Here is a 16,299-nt window from a genome sequence, read left to right as displayed (position 1 = left end):
ATGTCCGCAAACAGCCATTTCTTCAGCAATCGAACGGGGATGCGCCTGCACTATCTGTCCTGGGGCAGCCCGTCAGGCATCCCGGTGGTGCTGCTCCATGGGCTGCGATCCTACGCCCAGACCTGGCAATCCCTGGCCGATGCCTTGGGTCCGCCCTATTGTTGCTATGCCCTGGACCAGCGTGGCCGAGGGCACAGCGACTGGGCGCCCGCCGACACCTACCGGACCGAGGCCTATGTCAGCGATCTGGAAGACCTGGTGGCGCACCTGGGGTTGCGGCGGTTCGTTCTGGTGGGCCACTCCCTCGGTGGCACCAATGCGCTGGAGTATGCACGGCTTAACCCCGGGCGGCTTCAGGCGCTGGTGATCGAGGACATCGGCCCCGGTTCCTCCATCAGCGGCGACGGTGCCGAGCGCATTCGGCGGGAAATGAGCGAAACGCCCCTGCGTTTCCCCGACTGGGAAAGTGCCGCTCAATTCTGGCTGCGGGCGCGTCCGGGGTTGTCCCAGGAGGCGCTGGCGTCCAGGTTGACGTATTCCATGAAGGAAACCCTCGAAGGCATCGAATGGCGCCACGACCAGCAAGGCATTGCCCAGGCACGCCTGACTATCACGCCGACCGACCTGTGGCCGGCGGTGCGGGCGCTGGATTGCCCGACGCTGTTCATCCGTGGCGGGCGTTCCGACTTTCTACCGGCGGCAACCCTGGAAGCCATGAAGATCGCCAATCCGCTGGTGCACACCACGGAAGTCGCCGACGCCAGTCACTACGTCCATGATGACCAGGGGAAAACCTTCAACCGAGTCGTCAGGGACTACTTGCACGGCCAGCACCTACAACCACAACAACGAAGCGGTGAAGCGTGATGAAGCAGGACAAAACCCAGGTGGTCATCGTGGGCGGTGGCCCGAACGGCATCACCGCCGCGCATTACATGGGCCTGTACGGTATCGATTGCGTTGTCCTCGAACTGGCGGACGGGATCCTGCCGTACCCCCGCGCGGTGGGCATGGATGACGAAGCGCTGCGGGTGTTGCAGGGCATCGACATTGCCGAGCTGGCCAGCCGGGACATGATCTGCAACGTGCCCCTGCGTTACTACAACGCCCGGGGCGTGTGCTTTGCCGAAGTCAAACCGAGCACCGCCCACTATGGTTGGCCGATGCGCAACATTTTCATGCAGCAGCTGCTGGAAGGAACGCTGCGTGAGCAATTGGGCCGACACCCCGGTGTCGAGCTGCGCCAGGGGCATGAAATGCTCGACCTGGAGCAGGACGGGCAAGGGGTGACGTTGCAGGTGCGCGACGCCCAGGGCGAGTTGTACCAGTTACAGGCTCAATACGTGATCGGCGCCGATGGCGGCCGTTCCAGCGTGCGCAAGAAGCTCGGCATCGAGCTGCTGGGCCTGACCCATCCGCGCAAATGGGTGGTGGTCGACACGGCCAACGATACCCTGGATGCACCCTATACGGCCTTGCACGCCGATCCTCAACGGCCCTTTGTCTGCATCTACCTGCCGTACCAGCAGCGCCGCTGGGAGTTCATGCTGCTGGAAGGCGAAGATGAAAACACGATGTGCGAGGAGGCGACCATCCGAGGGTTGATCCGGGGGCATATCGGCAACGCCGCCGATCAATTGGAAATCATCCGCATACGCGCCTACACCCATAACTCCAGGGTCGCGGCGCGGTTTGTCGAAGGGCGCGTGGCCCTGGTGGGCGATGCGGCGCACATTTCCCCGCCGTGGGCCGGGCAGGGGCTCAATTCGGGCCTGCGGGACGTGGTGAACATTGCCTGGAAAATCGCCGCCATCATCCAGGGGCGTGCGTCGGCCTCGATACTTGCCAGTTACGACCAGGAGCGACGCGGGCACGCCACCGACCTCATTGCCTTGGCCGACAACATGGGCGCCGTATTGGGGCTGACCAATCCGCTGATGGCGGGTGTGCGGGACTGGCTGTTCCAGGCCGTCAACAGCGTCGACAATCTGCGTTCGCACCTGCTGGAGTTCAAGTTCAAACCCAAGGCGACCATTACCAAAGGCCTGGTGCATCACGAACGGGCGGAGCTGCACGAGGATGACCTGGTGGGGCAGTTGTTCATCCAGCCGACCGTCGAAGATGAACAAGGTCAGCGCCGGCGCTTGGACGAGGTGCTGGGCCATTCCTATGCCGTGCTGGGCTATCGGGTCAATCCGAACGAGCCGCTCAGCGAAGAGACCCGTGCCTACTGGGCGCGCTGGAACACCCGCTTCATTCAGGTCAATCGCTCCCGCAGCGGCAAGGGGCGTAACCAGCCGTTGTCCGCGAGCCAGGCGATCTGCGTCGAAGACGTCGACAATCGCTTGGGAGAGTGGTTTGCCAAGGTGCGGGATTGCGTCGTGGTGGTGCGGCCAGACCGTTTCGTTGCCGCGATTACCACGCCCGAGAGGCTGGAAGGCGTACTGCGCAAACTCGCGGAGCAACTGTCATGAAGCCATGGGATGAACTGCCGGGCCAGCTTCATCAGGCGACGTTGACGGCGCGGGCGCTACCGCCATTGGCCCCCCAGGCCTTTGACTTGTCGACCGGCTACGCCCTGCAGCGCGAGGCGTTGCGCCAGCGTCAGGCCCGAGGCGAGCAGTTGAGCGGCTGGAAGGTGGCCTTCGCCGGGGGCGCGGCGCAGAAGCGGATGGGTATCGAAGAACCGGTGCTGGGTGCGCTGACCGACGCCATGGCCGTCGAGCCCGGCGGTTCGGTAGACCTGGCGAGCCTGATCCAGCCCAAGCTGGAAATTGAACTGGCATGCTTCCTGGGGCGGACCCTGGCACCGGGCGAGCACAGTGACGAGGCGATTCTGGCCTGCGTGTCCGCGGTCGCGCCGGCCTTCGAGATCGCCGACTGTCGATGGCAAGGCTGGAGCTTCGGCGTCGGGGCGTTCCTGGCCGACAACGCGGCGGCGGCGCTGTACTGCGTGGGCCCGCGTGTTGAACTCGAGCCGGGCCAACTGCCCCATGTGAGCTATTGCCTGGAACGGGATGGGGTGGCCTGCGGTAACGGTGATACCCAAGCGCGGGAGGATACGCCACAGGTCAATCTCTGTTGGCTGATCCGGCGATTGCTGGCGGACGGGCAGCGCCTCGAGGCAGGGCAGGTCGTGCTGTCAGGGGCGTTGCTGCCGCCCATGGACATCCAGCCTGCGGAGTATCGTCTGCACATGCTTGGCACGGAACTGGCTCTGGTTTTCCGGGCGGACGCTGGCGCTCCGTAAACCCTGCCGCTGTCATGGACGATCGAGCACCTTACGCACGGTCGGTCAATCAAAGACCGACCCTCGAGGAACACTGATCATGCTCGCCGAAGTCCGTACCTTCAATGATCCTCAACAGCATGCCGGTTCGATCCTGGGCTGGCAGCAGGTCTATGACCAGCTCGGGCGCGGATGCCTGTCCAGCGAGCTGCAGCAGATTTGCGCCGAGCGCTTTCAGATCTTCCAGGAAGTGCTGGATAAGCGTGTGGTGCAGCGAGGCTCTGCGCCAAAAGGACGCCTGTGCATTGCCATGTCGCTGGGCAGCGCACCGGTGGTCCAGGGGCATCAGGTCGACGCTCACAACGTCGTACTGTTGCGCGACGGAGAAGACTTTGTCCTGCACGCACCGGAAGGGACGCGCTTCTTCGCGATCAACGTCGACATGGTGCGTTTCGCCAAGCTGGCGGCCTATGAGCTGCCGCACGACCAGCTCAAGCGCCTGAAAAGTGTGTCCCAAGTCAGCGTGGATGAAACGGTCCTGCTGCGCGTACAGCAGAGGATCCATCCGTTGTTTCGCCGCCTCCTGGAGCAGCCGGACGCGATCACCCCGGCCTCGGAAAAAATGTTGGAGGACGTGCTGCTCAACGCCTTCCTCGATCTGTTCAGCCATGCCTCGGACGAAGTGCGCAGTCGCCGTGGCAACGTTGCCGTCAGTGCTTATCTGGTCAAGCGTTGCCAGGAGTTGGTAGGAGACAGCGGCGATACATCGCTGAGCATCCTCGATCTGTGCGAGCAACTGCGGGTCAGTCGCAGGACCCTGCAGAACAGCTTCCAGGCTGTGACCGGGATGCGTCCGGTCGAATACCTGCGCAACCTGAGGCTCAATGCCGTACGGCGGCGCTTGATCACCACCCAGGCAACCGAGCAGAACGTCGGCGAGATCGCCGTGGCCATGGGCTTTTTTCACCTGAGCCACTTCGCGACGCATTACCGGGAACTGTTCGGTGAGTCCCCTTCGGAAACCCCCAGGGCCAGATAATGCTGTTCACTTAAGAAAAGCGATGAACCTGTGGCGAGGGGATAAATCCCCTCGCCACAATGAACCGGGCAAGTCTTAAGTGAACAGCATTACAGGAGCCACAGGTTGATAGCCTGGCAATGTTACCGGGCTACTGCTTTGCACATTAATGGGCGCCCCCTGGGCCAATAAGTAGCACATCCCCACGGCTTAGCCGTGATGCCGGAGTACCTACCGGCCTGCCTGGCTATTCCTCTTCGCCTTGAAATCAACCCCTTGCGCGTTCGCCATTGGTTTTGGCACGCATTCTGCTATTTTTGAATCCATGGATAATTGGATACAAAAATACAAGGGGTGCGGCCATGCAATTTGCTCCGTCTTACACTGAACGTCCCCCGGTGACCGCCGAGGAAGAGGCTTACAACTTTTTGCTGGAGGCCATCTGCGGTGGCCGGTTCCATAAGGGGGATCGGCTGATCGCCGAGGACATCGCCAGTGAGATAGGCATGAGTCGCATGCCGGTGCGCGAGGCGTTCCGGCGCCTGGATGCCCAGGGCCTGGTCACGCTGCGACCCAATCGCGGAGCCGTCGTCAGCGGCCTGGACATCGACGAACTGCAAGAAGTGTTCGAGATGCGCAGCGCCCTCGAAGGCCTGGCGATCCGGATCGCGGTAGGGCGCATTGGCGACCGCCAGTTGGCTGCCCTGGAGCGTTTGCTGGACGAGATGGACGACTACCGCGACGAAAGCGCCGAGTGGGTCAGCCGTCATCGGGCTTTTCACGAATACCTGTGCAGCCTCAGCGGTCGCCCCAGGCTGCTGAAGCAGATCAGCGCCCTTTATTCCCTGGTGGAGGCGCCCATGCGCCTGTGGTTGCAGCACGTGGAGAAACCCATGAGTGCGCGCCAGGAGCACGTGGTGATCCTCGAAGCGATCCGCGCCGGTAACGCCGACAAGGCCGAGGCGGTGGTACGCGCGCACATCGAAGGCACCATCCCTGAATTGATCGAGTTCCTGCAAGCGAAAAAATAAGCAGAGCAGGCCTGAGCCTGCCCGTGTTCTGACTTCGAGTACTGCCCGTTACCCACTGAACTGGAGTGTCTGGTCATGCATAAGCCTCGCGTGTTGATAGCCGCAATATCCTTGGGATTCTGTGCACAGTGGGCGTTCGCCGCCCCCGTGGTGCCGGAGCGCTTGATCAAGGCCGACAAACTGGTCTATTGCTCGGGCATGGACTCGCCGCCGCTGGTGTCCTTCGATGAGGCACAGAAACCCAAAGGATTGACCGTCGACCTGGGCCTGGAAATCGCCAAACGCCTGGACGACAAGAAAGTGGAATGGCGAGTCGTGCCGTTTTCCGGGTTGCTCCCCGCGTTGCTGGCCAAACAGTGCGACATGATCGTCGACCAGCTGTTCGACAAGCCCGAACGCCGCGAAGTGATCGACATCGTCAACTACATGTACTCCAGCCAGGCGGTGGTGGTGCCCAAGGGCAATCCAAAGGCCATCAAGACGCTCCCGGATCTTTCCGCGCGCAAGGTGGCGGTGCTCAACGGCTCCACCATCAAGACCCTGCTCGACGCCGAGAATGAAAAGCTGACCAAGGCCGGCAAACCGGCGATGAAGCTGGTGGTCTACAACACCGATACCGATGCGTTCCAGGCGCTGCGCATCAGTCAGGTCGATGCCTATGGCACCACCGTGGAAACTGCCGGTTATTACGCCGCCATGGCCCCCGACCTGTTCGAGGAAGGGGTGCCGGCCTTCAGTCGAATTCTCACCGGCATCGGCATCCGCAAGGACGATCCGCAATTGAGCGCGGCAGTGCAGCAGGTGATCAGCGACATGCGCGGCGACGGCAGCTACAGCCAGTTGCTCAACAAATGGCATGTCGCCGGCGACACTCTCGATTGAGGTAAGCGTCGATGAATTTCAATTGGGATGTGTTCTGGCAGTACCTGCTGCAGCCCAGTGGGGTCTACCTCACCGGGCTCTGGCTGACTTGCCTGATCAGCGTGCTGGCGATGTTGCTGGGCTGCGCCCTGGGCCTGGCGGCGGCGCTCTTGCGGCTGTCGAAGAACCCGCTGCTGCACCTGCCGGTGCGCTTTTACGTGTGGCTGATGCGCGGCACGCCATTGCTGGTGCAGATTGTCTTTCTCTACACCGCGCTGGCCGCCGGCGGGATCTTCCGCTTCGAGGACATCGACCTGTTCGGCCTGGTGATCCCCGGCAATATCCAGGCGGCGATCATCGCCCTTGGCCTGAACGAAGGCGCCTACATGGCGGAGATCATCCGCGCCGGCATCGGTGCGGTCGACAAGGGACAGTATGAGGCCGGGCGCTCCCTGGGCATGACCTTCGCCAGGTTGATGCGCCGCATCATTCTGCCCCAGGCGTTCCGGGTCATCGTGCCGCCGCTGGGCAACGAGTTCAACGTAATGCTCAAGAACACCACCCTGGTCAGCGTGATCGGCGTTCAGGAGTTGCTGCTCAGCACCCAGATGGTGACGTCGGCGACGTTCCGGGTGTTCGAGCTGTACCTGGTGGTGGCGATCTACTTCCTGCTGCTGACCACCCTCTGGGGCTTCTTCCAGCGCTGGCTGGAGGCCCGCTTCGGTCAATCGGACCGTCCGTCTTCGCCACCGCCCGCGGCCACGCGGATGTTCGGCCGCAGCACCCTGAAATTGCTGAGGGAACGTTGACCATGGCGCACAAAAGTGAAGAGCTGATCATCGAGGCGCTGGATGTCCACAAGTCCTTCGGCGACCTGCAGATCCTCAAGGGCATTTCCCTGCAGGTACGCCGCGGTGAGGTGGTGGTGCTGATCGGGGCCTCTGGTTCCGGCAAGACCACCTTCATCCGCTGCATCAATCTGCTGGAGGACATCCAGGGCGGGCGCATCCGCGTCAACGGCCAGGCCATGGGATATCGGGAACGGGCCGACGGCAGCCTGGTGCGCGATTCGGAGCGCAACATCGCCCGTCAGCGCCGGGACATCGGCATGGTATTTCAACGCTTCAACCTGTTCCCACATATGACCGCCCTGGAGAACATCATCGAGGCACCGATCCAGGTCCTCGGGGTGCCGCGCGCCGCTGCGTTGGAACAAGCCCGTAGCTTGCTTGCACGGGTCGGCCTGGCGGACAAGGCCAGCCATTACCCCTCCATGCTCTCCGGCGGGCAGCAGCAGCGCGTGGCGATAGCCCGGGCGTTGGCGATGAAACCCCAGGCGATGCTGTTCGACGAGCCCACCAGCGCCCTCGATCCGGAAACCGTGGGCGAGGTGCTGCAAGTAATGAAGGAGCTGGCGGAAGAGGGCATGACCATGGTGGTGGTGACCCACGAAATGGGTTTTGCCCGGGAAGTGGCCGACCGTGTGGTGGTCCTGGACCAGGGCGAGCTGATTGAGCAAGGGCCGCCGGAGCAGATTTTCAGCCACCCCAGCCACCCGCGTACCCGGGCCTTTCTCAGTCGCGTGCTTTGACTCGTTTTGTCTGTGAAGAGAGTTTGTCATGTTGAAATTTTCTGCTCACGAGTACCCGTATCCGTCGCAACGCCAGAGCGTCTTTGCCCGTCGTGGCATGGTCGCCGCTTCTCAGCCACTGGCCGCGCAGGCGGGTATCGAAATCATGCAAAAGGGCGGCAACGCCATCGATGCCGCCATCGCCACGGCGGCGGCGCTGACCGTGGTGGAGCCCACCGGCTGTGGTATTGGCGGTGACGCCTTTGCCTTGGTCTGGTGCAAGGGCCAGCTGCATGGCCTCAATGGCAACGGGCATGCACCGGCATCCCTGAACGTCGAAGCAGTGCAGGCGGCCGGCCATGAACGGATGCCGCTCTACGGCTGGACGCCGGTGACGGTGCCCGGTTGTCCGTCGGCCTGGGCCGAGTTGTCACAACGCTTCGGCAAGTTGCCCTTTGCCGATCTGTTGCAACCGGCGATCAGCCTGGCGCGGGGTGGCTTTGCGGTGTCGCCGGTGGTCGCCCATCAATGGCAGATCGCCGTGAAGGAATTCACGCTCCATCGCGACCCAGTGCTGGACGCGTGGTTCGATACCTTCCTGATCGAAGGGCGCGCGCCGCGGGCCGGGGAGATCTTCCGCAATCCGGCCCAGGCCCGTACCCTCGAAGAACTCGCCGCCACCCGTTGCGAAAGTCTTTATCGCGGTGTCCTGGCCGAGCGCCTGGATGCCCATTCCCGCGCCACCGGTGGCTACCTGCGCAGCACCGACCTCAAGGACTATCGTGCTCAGTGGGTGGAGCCGATCCACGTCAACTACCGAGGCATCGATGTCTGGGAAATCCCGCCGAGCGGGCAGGGCCTGGTGGCCTTGATGGCGCTGAACATCCTCGAAGGCTTCAGTTTCGATCACCGCGACAGCCAGCAGACCTGGCATCGCCAACTGGAAGCGATGAAGCTGGCCTACAGCGATGGCCTGCACTACATCACCGACCCGCGGCACATGCGCGTGGCGGTGGCCGATCTGCTGAGTGAGACATACAGCGCCCGGCGCCGTGAACAGATCGGCGAACAGGCCCAGCCGCCCGCGCCCGGCGATCCCCACGCCAGCGGCACCGTGTATCTGGCGACCGCCGACGAAGAAGGCAACATGGTTTCGTTCATCCAGAGCAACTACCACGGCTTCGGCTCCGGGGTGGTGTTACCCCACAGCGGTATCGCCCTGCAGAACCGCGGGCAGGAATTCAGCCTCGACCCGACGCACGCCAACTGCCTTGCGCCGGGCAAGAAGACCTTCCACACCATCATCCCCGGCTTCCTCACCCAGAACGGTCAGGCCCTTGGTCCTTTCGGCGTCATGGGCGGCTACATGCAGCCCCAAGGGCATGTGCAGATGGTCATGAATCTGGTGGACTTCGGCCTGAATCCCCAGGCGGCCCTGGACGCGCCGCGCTGGCAGTGGCTGGGCGGGATGAAGGTCGGCATCGAGCACGGCGCGTCACCGGACCTGGTCAACGCCCTGGCGCGCCGCGGCCATGAGGTGCAGGTCAGCAGCGACCTGACCGACTACGGTCGCGGACAGATCATTCTTCGCGATCTGGTCAGTGGTGTGCTGTGCGGCGGGACCGAGCCCCGGGCGGATTCGCACATCGCAGTCTGGTAACCCAGGGGCGGGCAGTGATCCGGGAGGATCAGGTGGCGGCCCTCGGGGCGGTTCCTGCCGGCGCAAGCTCTTTCGCACCGGTCGAGTGATGCCGGGTCTCCGGCATCGCCAGCAACAGCAGCAAGAATGCGACCCCGGCGACCGCCGCCAGGGTGACAAAAGCCGCATCGTAGCCGGCACTGTGCACCACCCATCCCGCCAGGCCAGGGCTGAGTGCCGCACCCAGGCCGAACACCGCGGACAACGCCCCCAGGCTGACATTGAAACGCCCGGTGCCTTGGGTCAGGTCCTTGACCACCACGGGAAACAGCGCGCCGAAGATACCGGCGCCGACGCCGTCGAGTAACTGCACCGCCACCAGCCAGTAGGGGTCGTTGGAGACCACGTACAGGAGCCCGCGCAGGGGCAGGATCAGGAAGCCGACCAGCAGCAGCGGCTTGCGACCCCATCGGTCGGCCTTGGCGCCGACCAGGATCGCCATCGGTACCATCACCAGCTGTGCGGCGACGATACAGGCAGAGGTCAATGGCGTGGCCATCTGCAGGTTGACCAGAGCCAGCTTTTGACTGACCAGCGGCAGCATGGCGGCGTTCGCCAGGTGAAACAGTGCGCAGCACACCGCGAACAAGCACAGGGGCCGGTTGCTCAACAACACGCTTAGCCCGGATGGATGCCCATGGCCGCCGGTGGACGCCGGGTTAAAGCCGCGGGCCACGTCATGATCGATGGCGTTGGCCGAGACCAGGCTGGCGGCAATGATGCTGCCCACCGTCATGACCGCCATCAGATAGAACACCGCCACCGGCCCGAACAGATAAGCGAAACCGCCGGCCAGCAATGCCGAGCAAGCATTGCCGGCGTGATTGAAGGTTTCGTTGCGCCCGGTGCGGCGGGTGAAGGCCTGTGGACCGGTGATGCCCAGGGAAATGGCGGCGATGGCCGGGGCGAATACAGAGCCGGCGATGGCGCTGACGGTCTGGGTCAGGGCGACCAGTGTGAAGGCACTCATCCATGGCAGCAGCAGGCAGCTGCCGGTCACCAGCAGTGCGGCGACAATGACCACTGTCCGTTTCGCGTGTGTGCGGTCGAGCAGCGCGCCCGCCGGGGCCTGGGCCAGCAGCGCAGCGACACCGGCCAGGGTCATCACCAGGCCGATACTGGCCGGGTCCCACTTGTGCACCGCCAGCAGGTAGATCGCCAGATAGGGACCCAGGCCGTCACGCACGTCGGCGAGGAAGAAGTTGAGGCTATCCAGCGATAGCTCGTTGCGACGGTTCTTGACGGTGTCCAAGTGCGCAGTCTCGATAGGGCAGGAAGACGTGGGCGCATTGTGTCAGTTCCCGGCCCATCCGCGATGAATTCCTGCCTGCCCTTTGCCCGGGATTACAGGGGCATCTTCAACAGCGCCTCATAATCGGGGCTGATTTCCGCCAGGATCATCAGGGCCGCGGCCCCGACCGCAACCGCGTCGGGACCGGCGGAGCCCAGTTGCACGCGTGGATACTGGCGGTCCGCGCGGCTGCTGATGGAGCGACTGAGGGGTTCGAGCCTGCGGATCAGTTCCTTCAGCAGCGCTTCGGGCAGGAAACCGCTGATCAGGATGGTCTGCGGGTCGAGCAAGGACTCCAGAATGTTGATGGCCTGGCGCAAGGCGGGGGCCGCTTCGTCAAGCCAGGCGTCGATGGCGGCGCTGACATGGGGATCGTCCATGTCCTCTGCCGACAGGTTCTGATCGGTGTCGCGGCCCAGGTGTTCCATCAACGCCGCGATGGAGATGTAGCGCTCCAGGCAGCCCTGGTTGCCGCAGGAGCAGGCCTTGCCATTGGCAATCACGGTCATGTGGCCGATTTCGCCGGCGTTGTGCCAATGGCCGGCATACAGGCGATTTCCCAGGTACATGCCGGCACCCAGGCCGCTGCCGATGAACAGGTGGACGAAGTTCTGCACTTCGCTGGCCAGGCCGTGCAGGCGTTCACCCATGGCGGCGCAGGTCGCATCGTTCTCGATCAATACCGGCATGCCGGCCAGTGGCTGCAAACGCTGGGCGATGTCCGGCCCATCCCAACCCGACAGCGCTGTGGGGCCCACCGAGGAAATGCCTTCGACGTTGAATGGGCCGGGCAGGGCGATACCGGTGCCGATGAACCGACCGCTGGGACGCTGTCGGCGGAAGTCTTCGATGACCTGCAGGATCAGCGGAAGGGCTTCGTCGTAGGTCGGGTAACGGACCGGCAGGGTCACTTGGGCAAGGGTCTCGCCCAGCAGGTTGAGCAGCACGCCAATGATGCAGTGTTGCTCGACATGAAAACCGATGGAAAAGCCGCCTTCGGGGTTGATCGAGAGCGGCACCGCCGGCTGGCCCCGCGCGCCTTTTTCCGGGGTATGGGCGAGCAGCATGCCTTCGCTTTGCAGCTCGCTGACGATGTTGGACACCGTCTGTGCCGTCAGCGAGGTCAGGCGTGTCAGGTCGGCACGGGTCAGGCGTCCGGCCAGGCGAACCGCTTCGAGGATCACTCGACGGTTGTGCTGGCGAGAGTGTTCGGCATTGGTGCCGGTGGTGGTCATGGGGCTGCTGGTGGTTTTCATCGGGGAATCATCGCGGCTGGGTATTAATTAAATCAAGTTGAATTAATATCTCCGCTGTGATTTTCTAGTGCTGCCCCGGCTCATGGCCGGGGCGATGCCCAATAACAATAAGGTCCATGCGACAGACGCCAGTTGCTGGCATGTATGACTTCAAAACCTGCCCCAACCGCACTGTCCATCCACACGAGGTCGTCATCGATGAATGCGCCAATTCCCGCCGGGCAAAGTACGTCGGCTATCCGTCGCAAAATAGGTTTGTTTCCCGCTGTTACGCTCAACATGAGCCAGATGTGCGGCGTGGGTCCGTTCATCACGATTCCGGCGATGATCGTCGCCATGGGCGGGCCCCAGGCCTATCTCGGCTGGATTTTCGGTGCGCTGCTGGCGCTCTGCGATGGTCTGGTATGGGCCGAACTCGGTGCGTCGTTGCCGGGGGCGGGCGGTACCTATGTGTATCTGCGCGAAGCCTTTGGCAAGCGCACCGGCAAGCTGTTTCCGTTTCTATTCGTATGGACGGCGATGCTGTTCATTCCGCTGATCATGTCCACCGGCATCATCGGTTTCGTCCAGTACCTGAGCTGGTTCTGGCCGCAGATGAGCCAGACGGCGGGCAACGTCATCGGCCTGGTGCTGATCTGGGCCATCGTCCTGTTGTTGTGGCGCAAGATCGAGTCGATTGCCCGGCTCAGTATCGTCCTGTGGGGCATCATGCTGGTCAGCATCGGCGCCTTGATCGTGGCCTCGCTCTCGCACTTTCATGCCGACCTGGCGTTCAGCTTTCCCGAAGGCGCGTTCAACCTGGTCGACAGCGGCTTCTGGTTCGGCATGGCCGGCGGCCTGACCATCGGCATTTATGACTACCTGGGCTACAACACCTCGGCGTACCTGGCTGGGGAAGTCGAGCAGCCCGGCCGTGTGATCCCGAAATCCATCGTTCTGTCGATCCTGGGCATTCTGTGCATCTACCTGCTGATGCAAGTGGGCGTACTGGGGGTCGTGGATTGGCACCGCATGCTCGATCCGGACTCGGCGGCGTACAAGTCGGTGGCCTCGGTGGTACTCAGTGAGACCTGGGGCGAAACGGCTGCCGCAGTCGTCACCGTGCTGATCCTGATCACCGCGGTGGCGTCGGTGTTCGCCGGTTTGCTGGGCGGTTCCCGAGTGCCGTTCGAGGCGGCGAACGACAAGGTGTTCTTCGGCGTATTCAGCAAGACTCACCCCAAGCACCAGTTTCCCACCTACGGCATCCTGAGCATGGGTGTGCTGACCTCCGCGGGCTTCATGATCGGCCGTTTGACCGACCTCACCACGTTGATCCAGTTGCTCACCACCGTGATGATCCTGGTGCAGTCGCTGTCGCAGATCGTAGCCTTGTTCGTGCTGCGCAAGACCAAGCCGCACCTGGCCCGGCCTTACAAAATGTGGCTGTACCCGGTGCCTGCGGTGATCGCTTTGCTGGGCTGGGTCTATATCTACTTCGCCTCCAATCACAACGCCCCCGGTGCCTACCCGATCCAATGGTCGCTGGTGTGGGTGGTGGCGGGGGCCGTGGTGTTCCTGTTGTGGGCGCGGATGCAAAAGCTCTGGCCGTTCGAGAAGTGAGACTTGCCCATGTACCAGCCGTTTGAATCATCCGGCCGCGACGTACCCCGGCAGGGGTTGCTGCTGGCTATCGACGTGGGGGGCACCAAGACCCACGTCGCCTGTTACGACATCGCCAGTGGGCAGTTGCGCAGTGACATCGTCGCGACCCATGCCGACGGCCTCCATGGCGTCGCTGCGCTGGAGCGTATCCTCGATACGGCGCGGGCCTGCGCCGAGGCTTTCCAAGACGCTCCGCTGCTGAGCGTCGCCGCGGTGTTCCCCGGGGTCATCCGGGGCCACACTTTGCTCATGGCTCCGAACACGCCCGGGCTGGATGGGCTGGACCTGCACGGGCTGATCGTTCGAGGGCTCGGATGCCCCTCGGTGTTGCTGGACAATGACGTCAAGGCCGGCGCCCTGGCGGAAGCCCGTTGGGGGGCGTTGCAGGGCATCGACAACGCCATCTACCTGAACCTGGGCACCGGGTTGGCGGCGGCGGCCATCGTCAATGGACGGTTGCTGCGTGGGCACAATGGCGCGGCGATGGAGATCGGCTACCTGTTGTCGCCGTTTCTCGACAGCGAAGACCCGGGCAAATGGCGCACTCATGCCGAGGGCGCCGCGCCGTTGGAAGAGCTGTTTTCCGGCACCGCGCTGGGCGAGCTTGCCCGGCAGTTGCTCGGTGAAGGCCACCAGGCGCTGGATCTTTTTTCCAGTGGCGATGCGGCGGTGCACAGGGCACTGCGCGAGCGCATCACGGCCTGCGCGGTGCAGGTCGCCAATGTCGCCGTTGCCCTGGATGTGGAGCGCATCGCCATTGGCGGTGGACTGTACCGCCAGGCCAGCCTTCTGAAACCGCTCATCAAGGACTTGATCGACCGGATCGTACCGTTCGCGCCGCAGGTGGTGGCGGCCCGGTTTGCCCAGGATGCACCGCTGTGGGGAGCCCTGAGCATGGCTATGGAAGCCGCTCATCTTGAGCAGATCGATCAGCGAGCGATCGCTGCCACGCTTGAACCTGTAGCCATCCCTTGAACAGGCCTCTGGAGAAATTGATGTCGTTGATGCATATCGAAACCCTGTCCATTCCAGACATTCTCCAGCGCATGCTGGAGGATGATCACGCCCTCCAGGCGCTTGCGCAGGCACTGGCTGCGGACGTTCCCGACTTGATGATCACCGTGGCGCGGGGCAGCTCGGATCATGCCGCTGCCTACTTCGGGCATGCGCTGATGAGCCAGGTGGGTGTGCCGTGCCTGTCCATTCCGTTGTCCCTGGTCAGCCTGCAACGAGCGCCATTGCGCCTGAAAAATGCCTGGGTGGCGGCCTTCTCTCAATCCGGCAAAAGCCCTGACCTGATCGACAGTGTCGAACGGCTCCAGCAACTGGGGGCGAAAGCAGCGGCCTTCGTCAACACCCCGGCGTCTCCCTTGGCGCAAGTCTGCGACACACCGCTGCTGTTGCCCGCCGGCCTTGAACAGAGCGTGGCGGCGACGAAAAGCTTTGTCGCCATGCTGATGGCCGGCGTTCAACTGACGGCGAGCCTGGCGGCCTCACTGACAGGCAGCCGTGCATTGTCAGATGCATTGCCGCCTTTGCCGACCCAGATGCGGGCCGCCGCCGAACATGACTGGTCCAAGGCGGTGGCATTATTGACCGCGGCCGACAAAATGCTGGTCATCGGCCGCGGCAGCGCATTGCCGATTGCCCAGGAAGCCGCTCTCAAGCTCAAGGAAACCAGCGGCATCCAGGCCGAAGCGTTTTCCAGCGCGGAGGTGCGTCATGGGCCAATGGAGATCATCGAGCCGGGCTATCCCGTGTTGGTGTTTGCTCCCAGTGGACCCGAGCAGGCCGGCACGCTGGCGTTCGTCGATGACATGCGCAAACGTGGCGCGAACGTGTTGGTTGTAGCGCCCTTGGGCACGGCAGGGCTCGACCTTGCAAGCGAGCCCACCGGACACCCGCTGCTGGAGCCGTTCACCATGATCCAGGGGTTCTACCTGATGGCCGCCCGACTGGCCGAGGCTCGGGGGCGCGATCCTGACCAGCCGCGGTTCTTGAAGAAAGTGACCGAGACGCGGTAAGGCGGGGCATGGCCATCAGCGGGCAAGCAAACCCGCCAGCAATCACAGCATGCGACGCAGCACGTCTTTTTGTGGATCCCGGTCGAGGAACCGATGCTTGAGGGCGCCGGCGATGTGCAGCAGGATCAGGACGAGCAGGGTATAGGCCAGTACTTTGTGCAGCCATTGGAACACGACGAACCAATCGTCATTTTTCGGGAGCAGCTCCGGGAGGTTGACCCCGAAAAAGAACACCCCGTCGCTCATCGTGTAGGTGCTCGACATGGAGTAACCCATCAACGGCACGATCACCAGAAGCCCATACATGACCCGTTGCACCAGGTTTGACATCACCTGCTCAGGGCCGGTCAGCGTGTGCAGCGGCCTCGGCAACTTGGGCGTCATGTAGCGCAGGGCGATCTGGACCAGCACCACCAGGAGCGTCAACACCCCGAAGGATTTGTGCCAGGGGTAATAGAGCTCGTACTTGCTTGCCACTTCGTCATTCATCCCGGTCATGTGCCAGCCTGCCCAGAGGAGGCCGGCTACGAGCACGGCGCGTACCCAGTGCAACAGCAACAGGGACGTCGGATACCGATCAATTATCTCTTGATTTGTGGTGTTCATCGCAGTCGCCTCATCAATCGTCAAAGACATCGGGAACGCACTTGAACCACCACCCTCGACACCTCGCGGG

Annotated in this window: 15 protein-coding genes; 12 read left to right on the top strand and 3 right to left on the bottom strand. The window is 63.1% G+C overall.

The genetic code is table 11. The annotated features are described in order from the left end of the window. The 9 genes from FGE05_RS07015 to FGE05_RS06975 all read left to right on the top strand — a co-directional run bounded on the left by FGE05_RS07015 (position 1) and on the right by FGE05_RS06975 (position 9,369). Positions 1–867 carry an alpha/beta fold hydrolase gene (locus FGE05_RS07015; protein ID WP_139643009.1) on the top strand — a complete coding sequence of 289 codons (867 nt, stop codon included), beginning with the start codon at positions 1–3 and terminating at the stop codon, positions 865–867. Continuing rightward, complete coding sequence (locus FGE05_RS07010; protein WP_139643005.1) at positions 867–2,474, top strand: bifunctional 3-(3-hydroxy-phenyl)propionate/3-hydroxycinnamic acid hydroxylase; 1,608 nt, start codon at positions 867–869, stop codon at positions 2,472–2,474. The genes FGE05_RS07015 and FGE05_RS07010 overlap by 1 nt, the downstream gene beginning before the upstream one ends. Beyond that, positions 2,471–3,250 (top strand): 2-keto-4-pentenoate hydratase, encoded by a 780-nt coding sequence (locus FGE05_RS07005; RefSeq protein ID WP_139643001.1) that lies wholly within the window; start codon positions 2,471–2,473, stop codon positions 3,248–3,250. Before FGE05_RS07010 ends, FGE05_RS07005 begins: the two co-directional genes overlap by 4 nt. A gap of 79 nt (positions 3,251–3,329) precedes the next feature. Next, complete coding sequence (locus tag FGE05_RS07000; protein WP_139642998.1) at positions 3,330–4,268, top strand: helix-turn-helix domain-containing protein; 939 nt, start codon at positions 3,330–3,332, stop codon at positions 4,266–4,268. A gap of 341 nt (positions 4,269–4,609) precedes the next feature. Next, positions 4,610–5,278 (top strand): GntR family transcriptional regulator, encoded by a 669-nt coding sequence (locus tag FGE05_RS06995; protein WP_139642995.1) that lies wholly within the window; start codon positions 4,610–4,612, stop codon positions 5,276–5,278. A gap of 75 nt (positions 5,279–5,353) precedes the next feature. After that, a complete protein-coding gene (locus FGE05_RS06990; protein WP_139642993.1) occupies positions 5,354–6,160 on the top strand; it encodes an ABC transporter substrate-binding protein in 807 nt (268 codons plus the stop codon). Between the two features lie 11 nt (positions 6,161–6,171). Then, positions 6,172–6,948 (top strand): amino acid ABC transporter permease, encoded by a 777-nt coding sequence (locus FGE05_RS06985; RefSeq protein ID WP_024777287.1) that lies wholly within the window; start codon positions 6,172–6,174, stop codon positions 6,946–6,948. Between the two features lie 2 nt (positions 6,949–6,950). Next, positions 6,951–7,730: an amino acid ABC transporter ATP-binding protein gene (locus FGE05_RS06980; protein WP_139642988.1), complete on the top strand. Its 780-nt coding sequence runs from the start codon at positions 6,951–6,953 to the stop codon at positions 7,728–7,730. 28 nt (positions 7,731–7,758) lie between these two features. Next, positions 7,759–9,369 carry a gamma-glutamyltransferase family protein gene (locus FGE05_RS06975; protein WP_139642985.1) on the top strand — a complete coding sequence of 537 codons (1,611 nt, stop codon included), beginning with the start codon at positions 7,759–7,761 and terminating at the stop codon, positions 9,367–9,369. Positions 9,370–9,397: 28 nt separating this feature from the next. On the opposite strand, the gene FGE05_RS06970 is transcribed toward FGE05_RS06975, so the two are convergent. Together FGE05_RS06970 and FGE05_RS06965 are read right to left on the bottom strand one after the other, a co-directional pair. After that, a complete protein-coding gene (locus FGE05_RS06970) occupies positions 9,398–10,660 on the bottom strand; it encodes an MFS transporter (protein ID WP_139642982.1) in 1,263 nt (420 codons plus the stop codon). A 92-nt stretch (positions 10,661–10,752) separates the two neighbouring features. Further along, positions 10,753–11,955: an ROK family transcriptional regulator gene (locus tag FGE05_RS06965; RefSeq protein WP_139642979.1), complete on the bottom strand. Its 1,203-nt coding sequence runs from the start codon at positions 11,953–11,955 to the stop codon at positions 10,753–10,755. 198 nt (positions 11,956–12,153) lie between these two features. On the opposite strand from FGE05_RS06965, the gene FGE05_RS06960 reads away from it, so the two are divergent. From FGE05_RS06960 to FGE05_RS06950, 3 genes are read left to right on the top strand one after another with little or no spacing between them, the layout of a single operon-like run. After that, complete coding sequence (locus FGE05_RS06960) at positions 12,154–13,557, top strand: APC family permease (RefSeq protein WP_139642976.1); 1,404 nt, start codon at positions 12,154–12,156, stop codon at positions 13,555–13,557. Between the two features lie 9 nt (positions 13,558–13,566). After that, entirely contained in the window at positions 13,567–14,574 is a 1,008-nt protein-coding gene (locus FGE05_RS06955; protein WP_139642973.1) for an ROK family protein, read from the top strand. A gap of 20 nt (positions 14,575–14,594) precedes the next feature. Continuing rightward, complete coding sequence (locus tag FGE05_RS06950) at positions 14,595–15,623, top strand: SIS domain-containing protein (protein ID WP_139642970.1); 1,029 nt, start codon at positions 14,595–14,597, stop codon at positions 15,621–15,623. A 42-nt stretch (positions 15,624–15,665) separates the two neighbouring features. On the opposite strand, the gene FGE05_RS06945 is transcribed toward FGE05_RS06950, so the two are convergent. Next, complete coding sequence (locus tag FGE05_RS06945; RefSeq protein WP_139642967.1) at positions 15,666–16,229, bottom strand: cytochrome b; 564 nt, start codon at positions 16,227–16,229, stop codon at positions 15,666–15,668. Positions 16,230–16,299: the final 70 nt, after the last annotated feature.

Source organism: Pseudomonas sp. ICMP22404 (genome assembly GCF_006227205.1).
Classification (GTDB): domain Bacteria; phylum Pseudomonadota; class Gammaproteobacteria; order Pseudomonadales; family Pseudomonadaceae; genus Aquipseudomonas.
Note: the sequence above shows the minus strand (reverse complement) of the source record. Positions and strands in the feature narration are given on the sequence as shown.

What these genes read in the sequence shown, in the direction of transcription:
- FGE05_RS07000 (WP_139642998.1), top strand. Translation starts at nt 3,330, where the DNA reads ATGCTCGCCGAAGTCCGTACCTTCAATGATCCTCAACAGCATGCCGGT.
- FGE05_RS06965 (WP_139642979.1), bottom strand. Translation starts at nt 11,955, where the DNA reads ATGAAAACCACCAGCAGCCCCATGACCACCACCGGCACCAATGCCGAA.
- FGE05_RS06990 (WP_139642993.1), top strand. Translation starts at nt 5,354, where the DNA reads ATGCATAAGCCTCGCGTGTTGATAGCCGCAATATCCTTGGGATTCTGT.
- FGE05_RS06980 (WP_139642988.1), top strand. Translation starts at nt 6,951, where the DNA reads ATGGCGCACAAAAGTGAAGAGCTGATCATCGAGGCGCTGGATGTCCAC.
- FGE05_RS06985 (WP_024777287.1), top strand. Translation starts at nt 6,172, where the DNA reads ATGAATTTCAATTGGGATGTGTTCTGGCAGTACCTGCTGCAGCCCAGT.
- FGE05_RS07005 (WP_139643001.1), top strand. Translation starts at nt 2,471, where the DNA reads ATGAAGCCATGGGATGAACTGCCGGGCCAGCTTCATCAGGCGACGTTG.
- FGE05_RS06945 (WP_139642967.1), bottom strand. Translation starts at nt 16,229, where the DNA reads ATGAACACCACAAATCAAGAGATAATTGATCGGTATCCGACGTCCCTG.
- FGE05_RS06960 (WP_139642976.1), top strand. Translation starts at nt 12,154, where the DNA reads ATGAATGCGCCAATTCCCGCCGGGCAAAGTACGTCGGCTATCCGTCGC.
- FGE05_RS06950 (WP_139642970.1), top strand. Translation starts at nt 14,595, where the DNA reads ATGTCGTTGATGCATATCGAAACCCTGTCCATTCCAGACATTCTCCAG.
- FGE05_RS06955 (WP_139642973.1), top strand. Translation starts at nt 13,567, where the DNA reads ATGTACCAGCCGTTTGAATCATCCGGCCGCGACGTACCCCGGCAGGGG.
- FGE05_RS06975 (WP_139642985.1), top strand. Translation starts at nt 7,759, where the DNA reads ATGTTGAAATTTTCTGCTCACGAGTACCCGTATCCGTCGCAACGCCAG.
- FGE05_RS06995 (WP_139642995.1), top strand. Translation starts at nt 4,610, where the DNA reads ATGCAATTTGCTCCGTCTTACACTGAACGTCCCCCGGTGACCGCCGAG.
- FGE05_RS07015 (WP_139643009.1), top strand. Translation starts at nt 1, where the DNA reads ATGTCCGCAAACAGCCATTTCTTCAGCAATCGAACGGGGATGCGCCTG.
- FGE05_RS07010 (WP_139643005.1), top strand. Translation starts at nt 867, where the DNA reads ATGAAGCAGGACAAAACCCAGGTGGTCATCGTGGGCGGTGGCCCGAAC.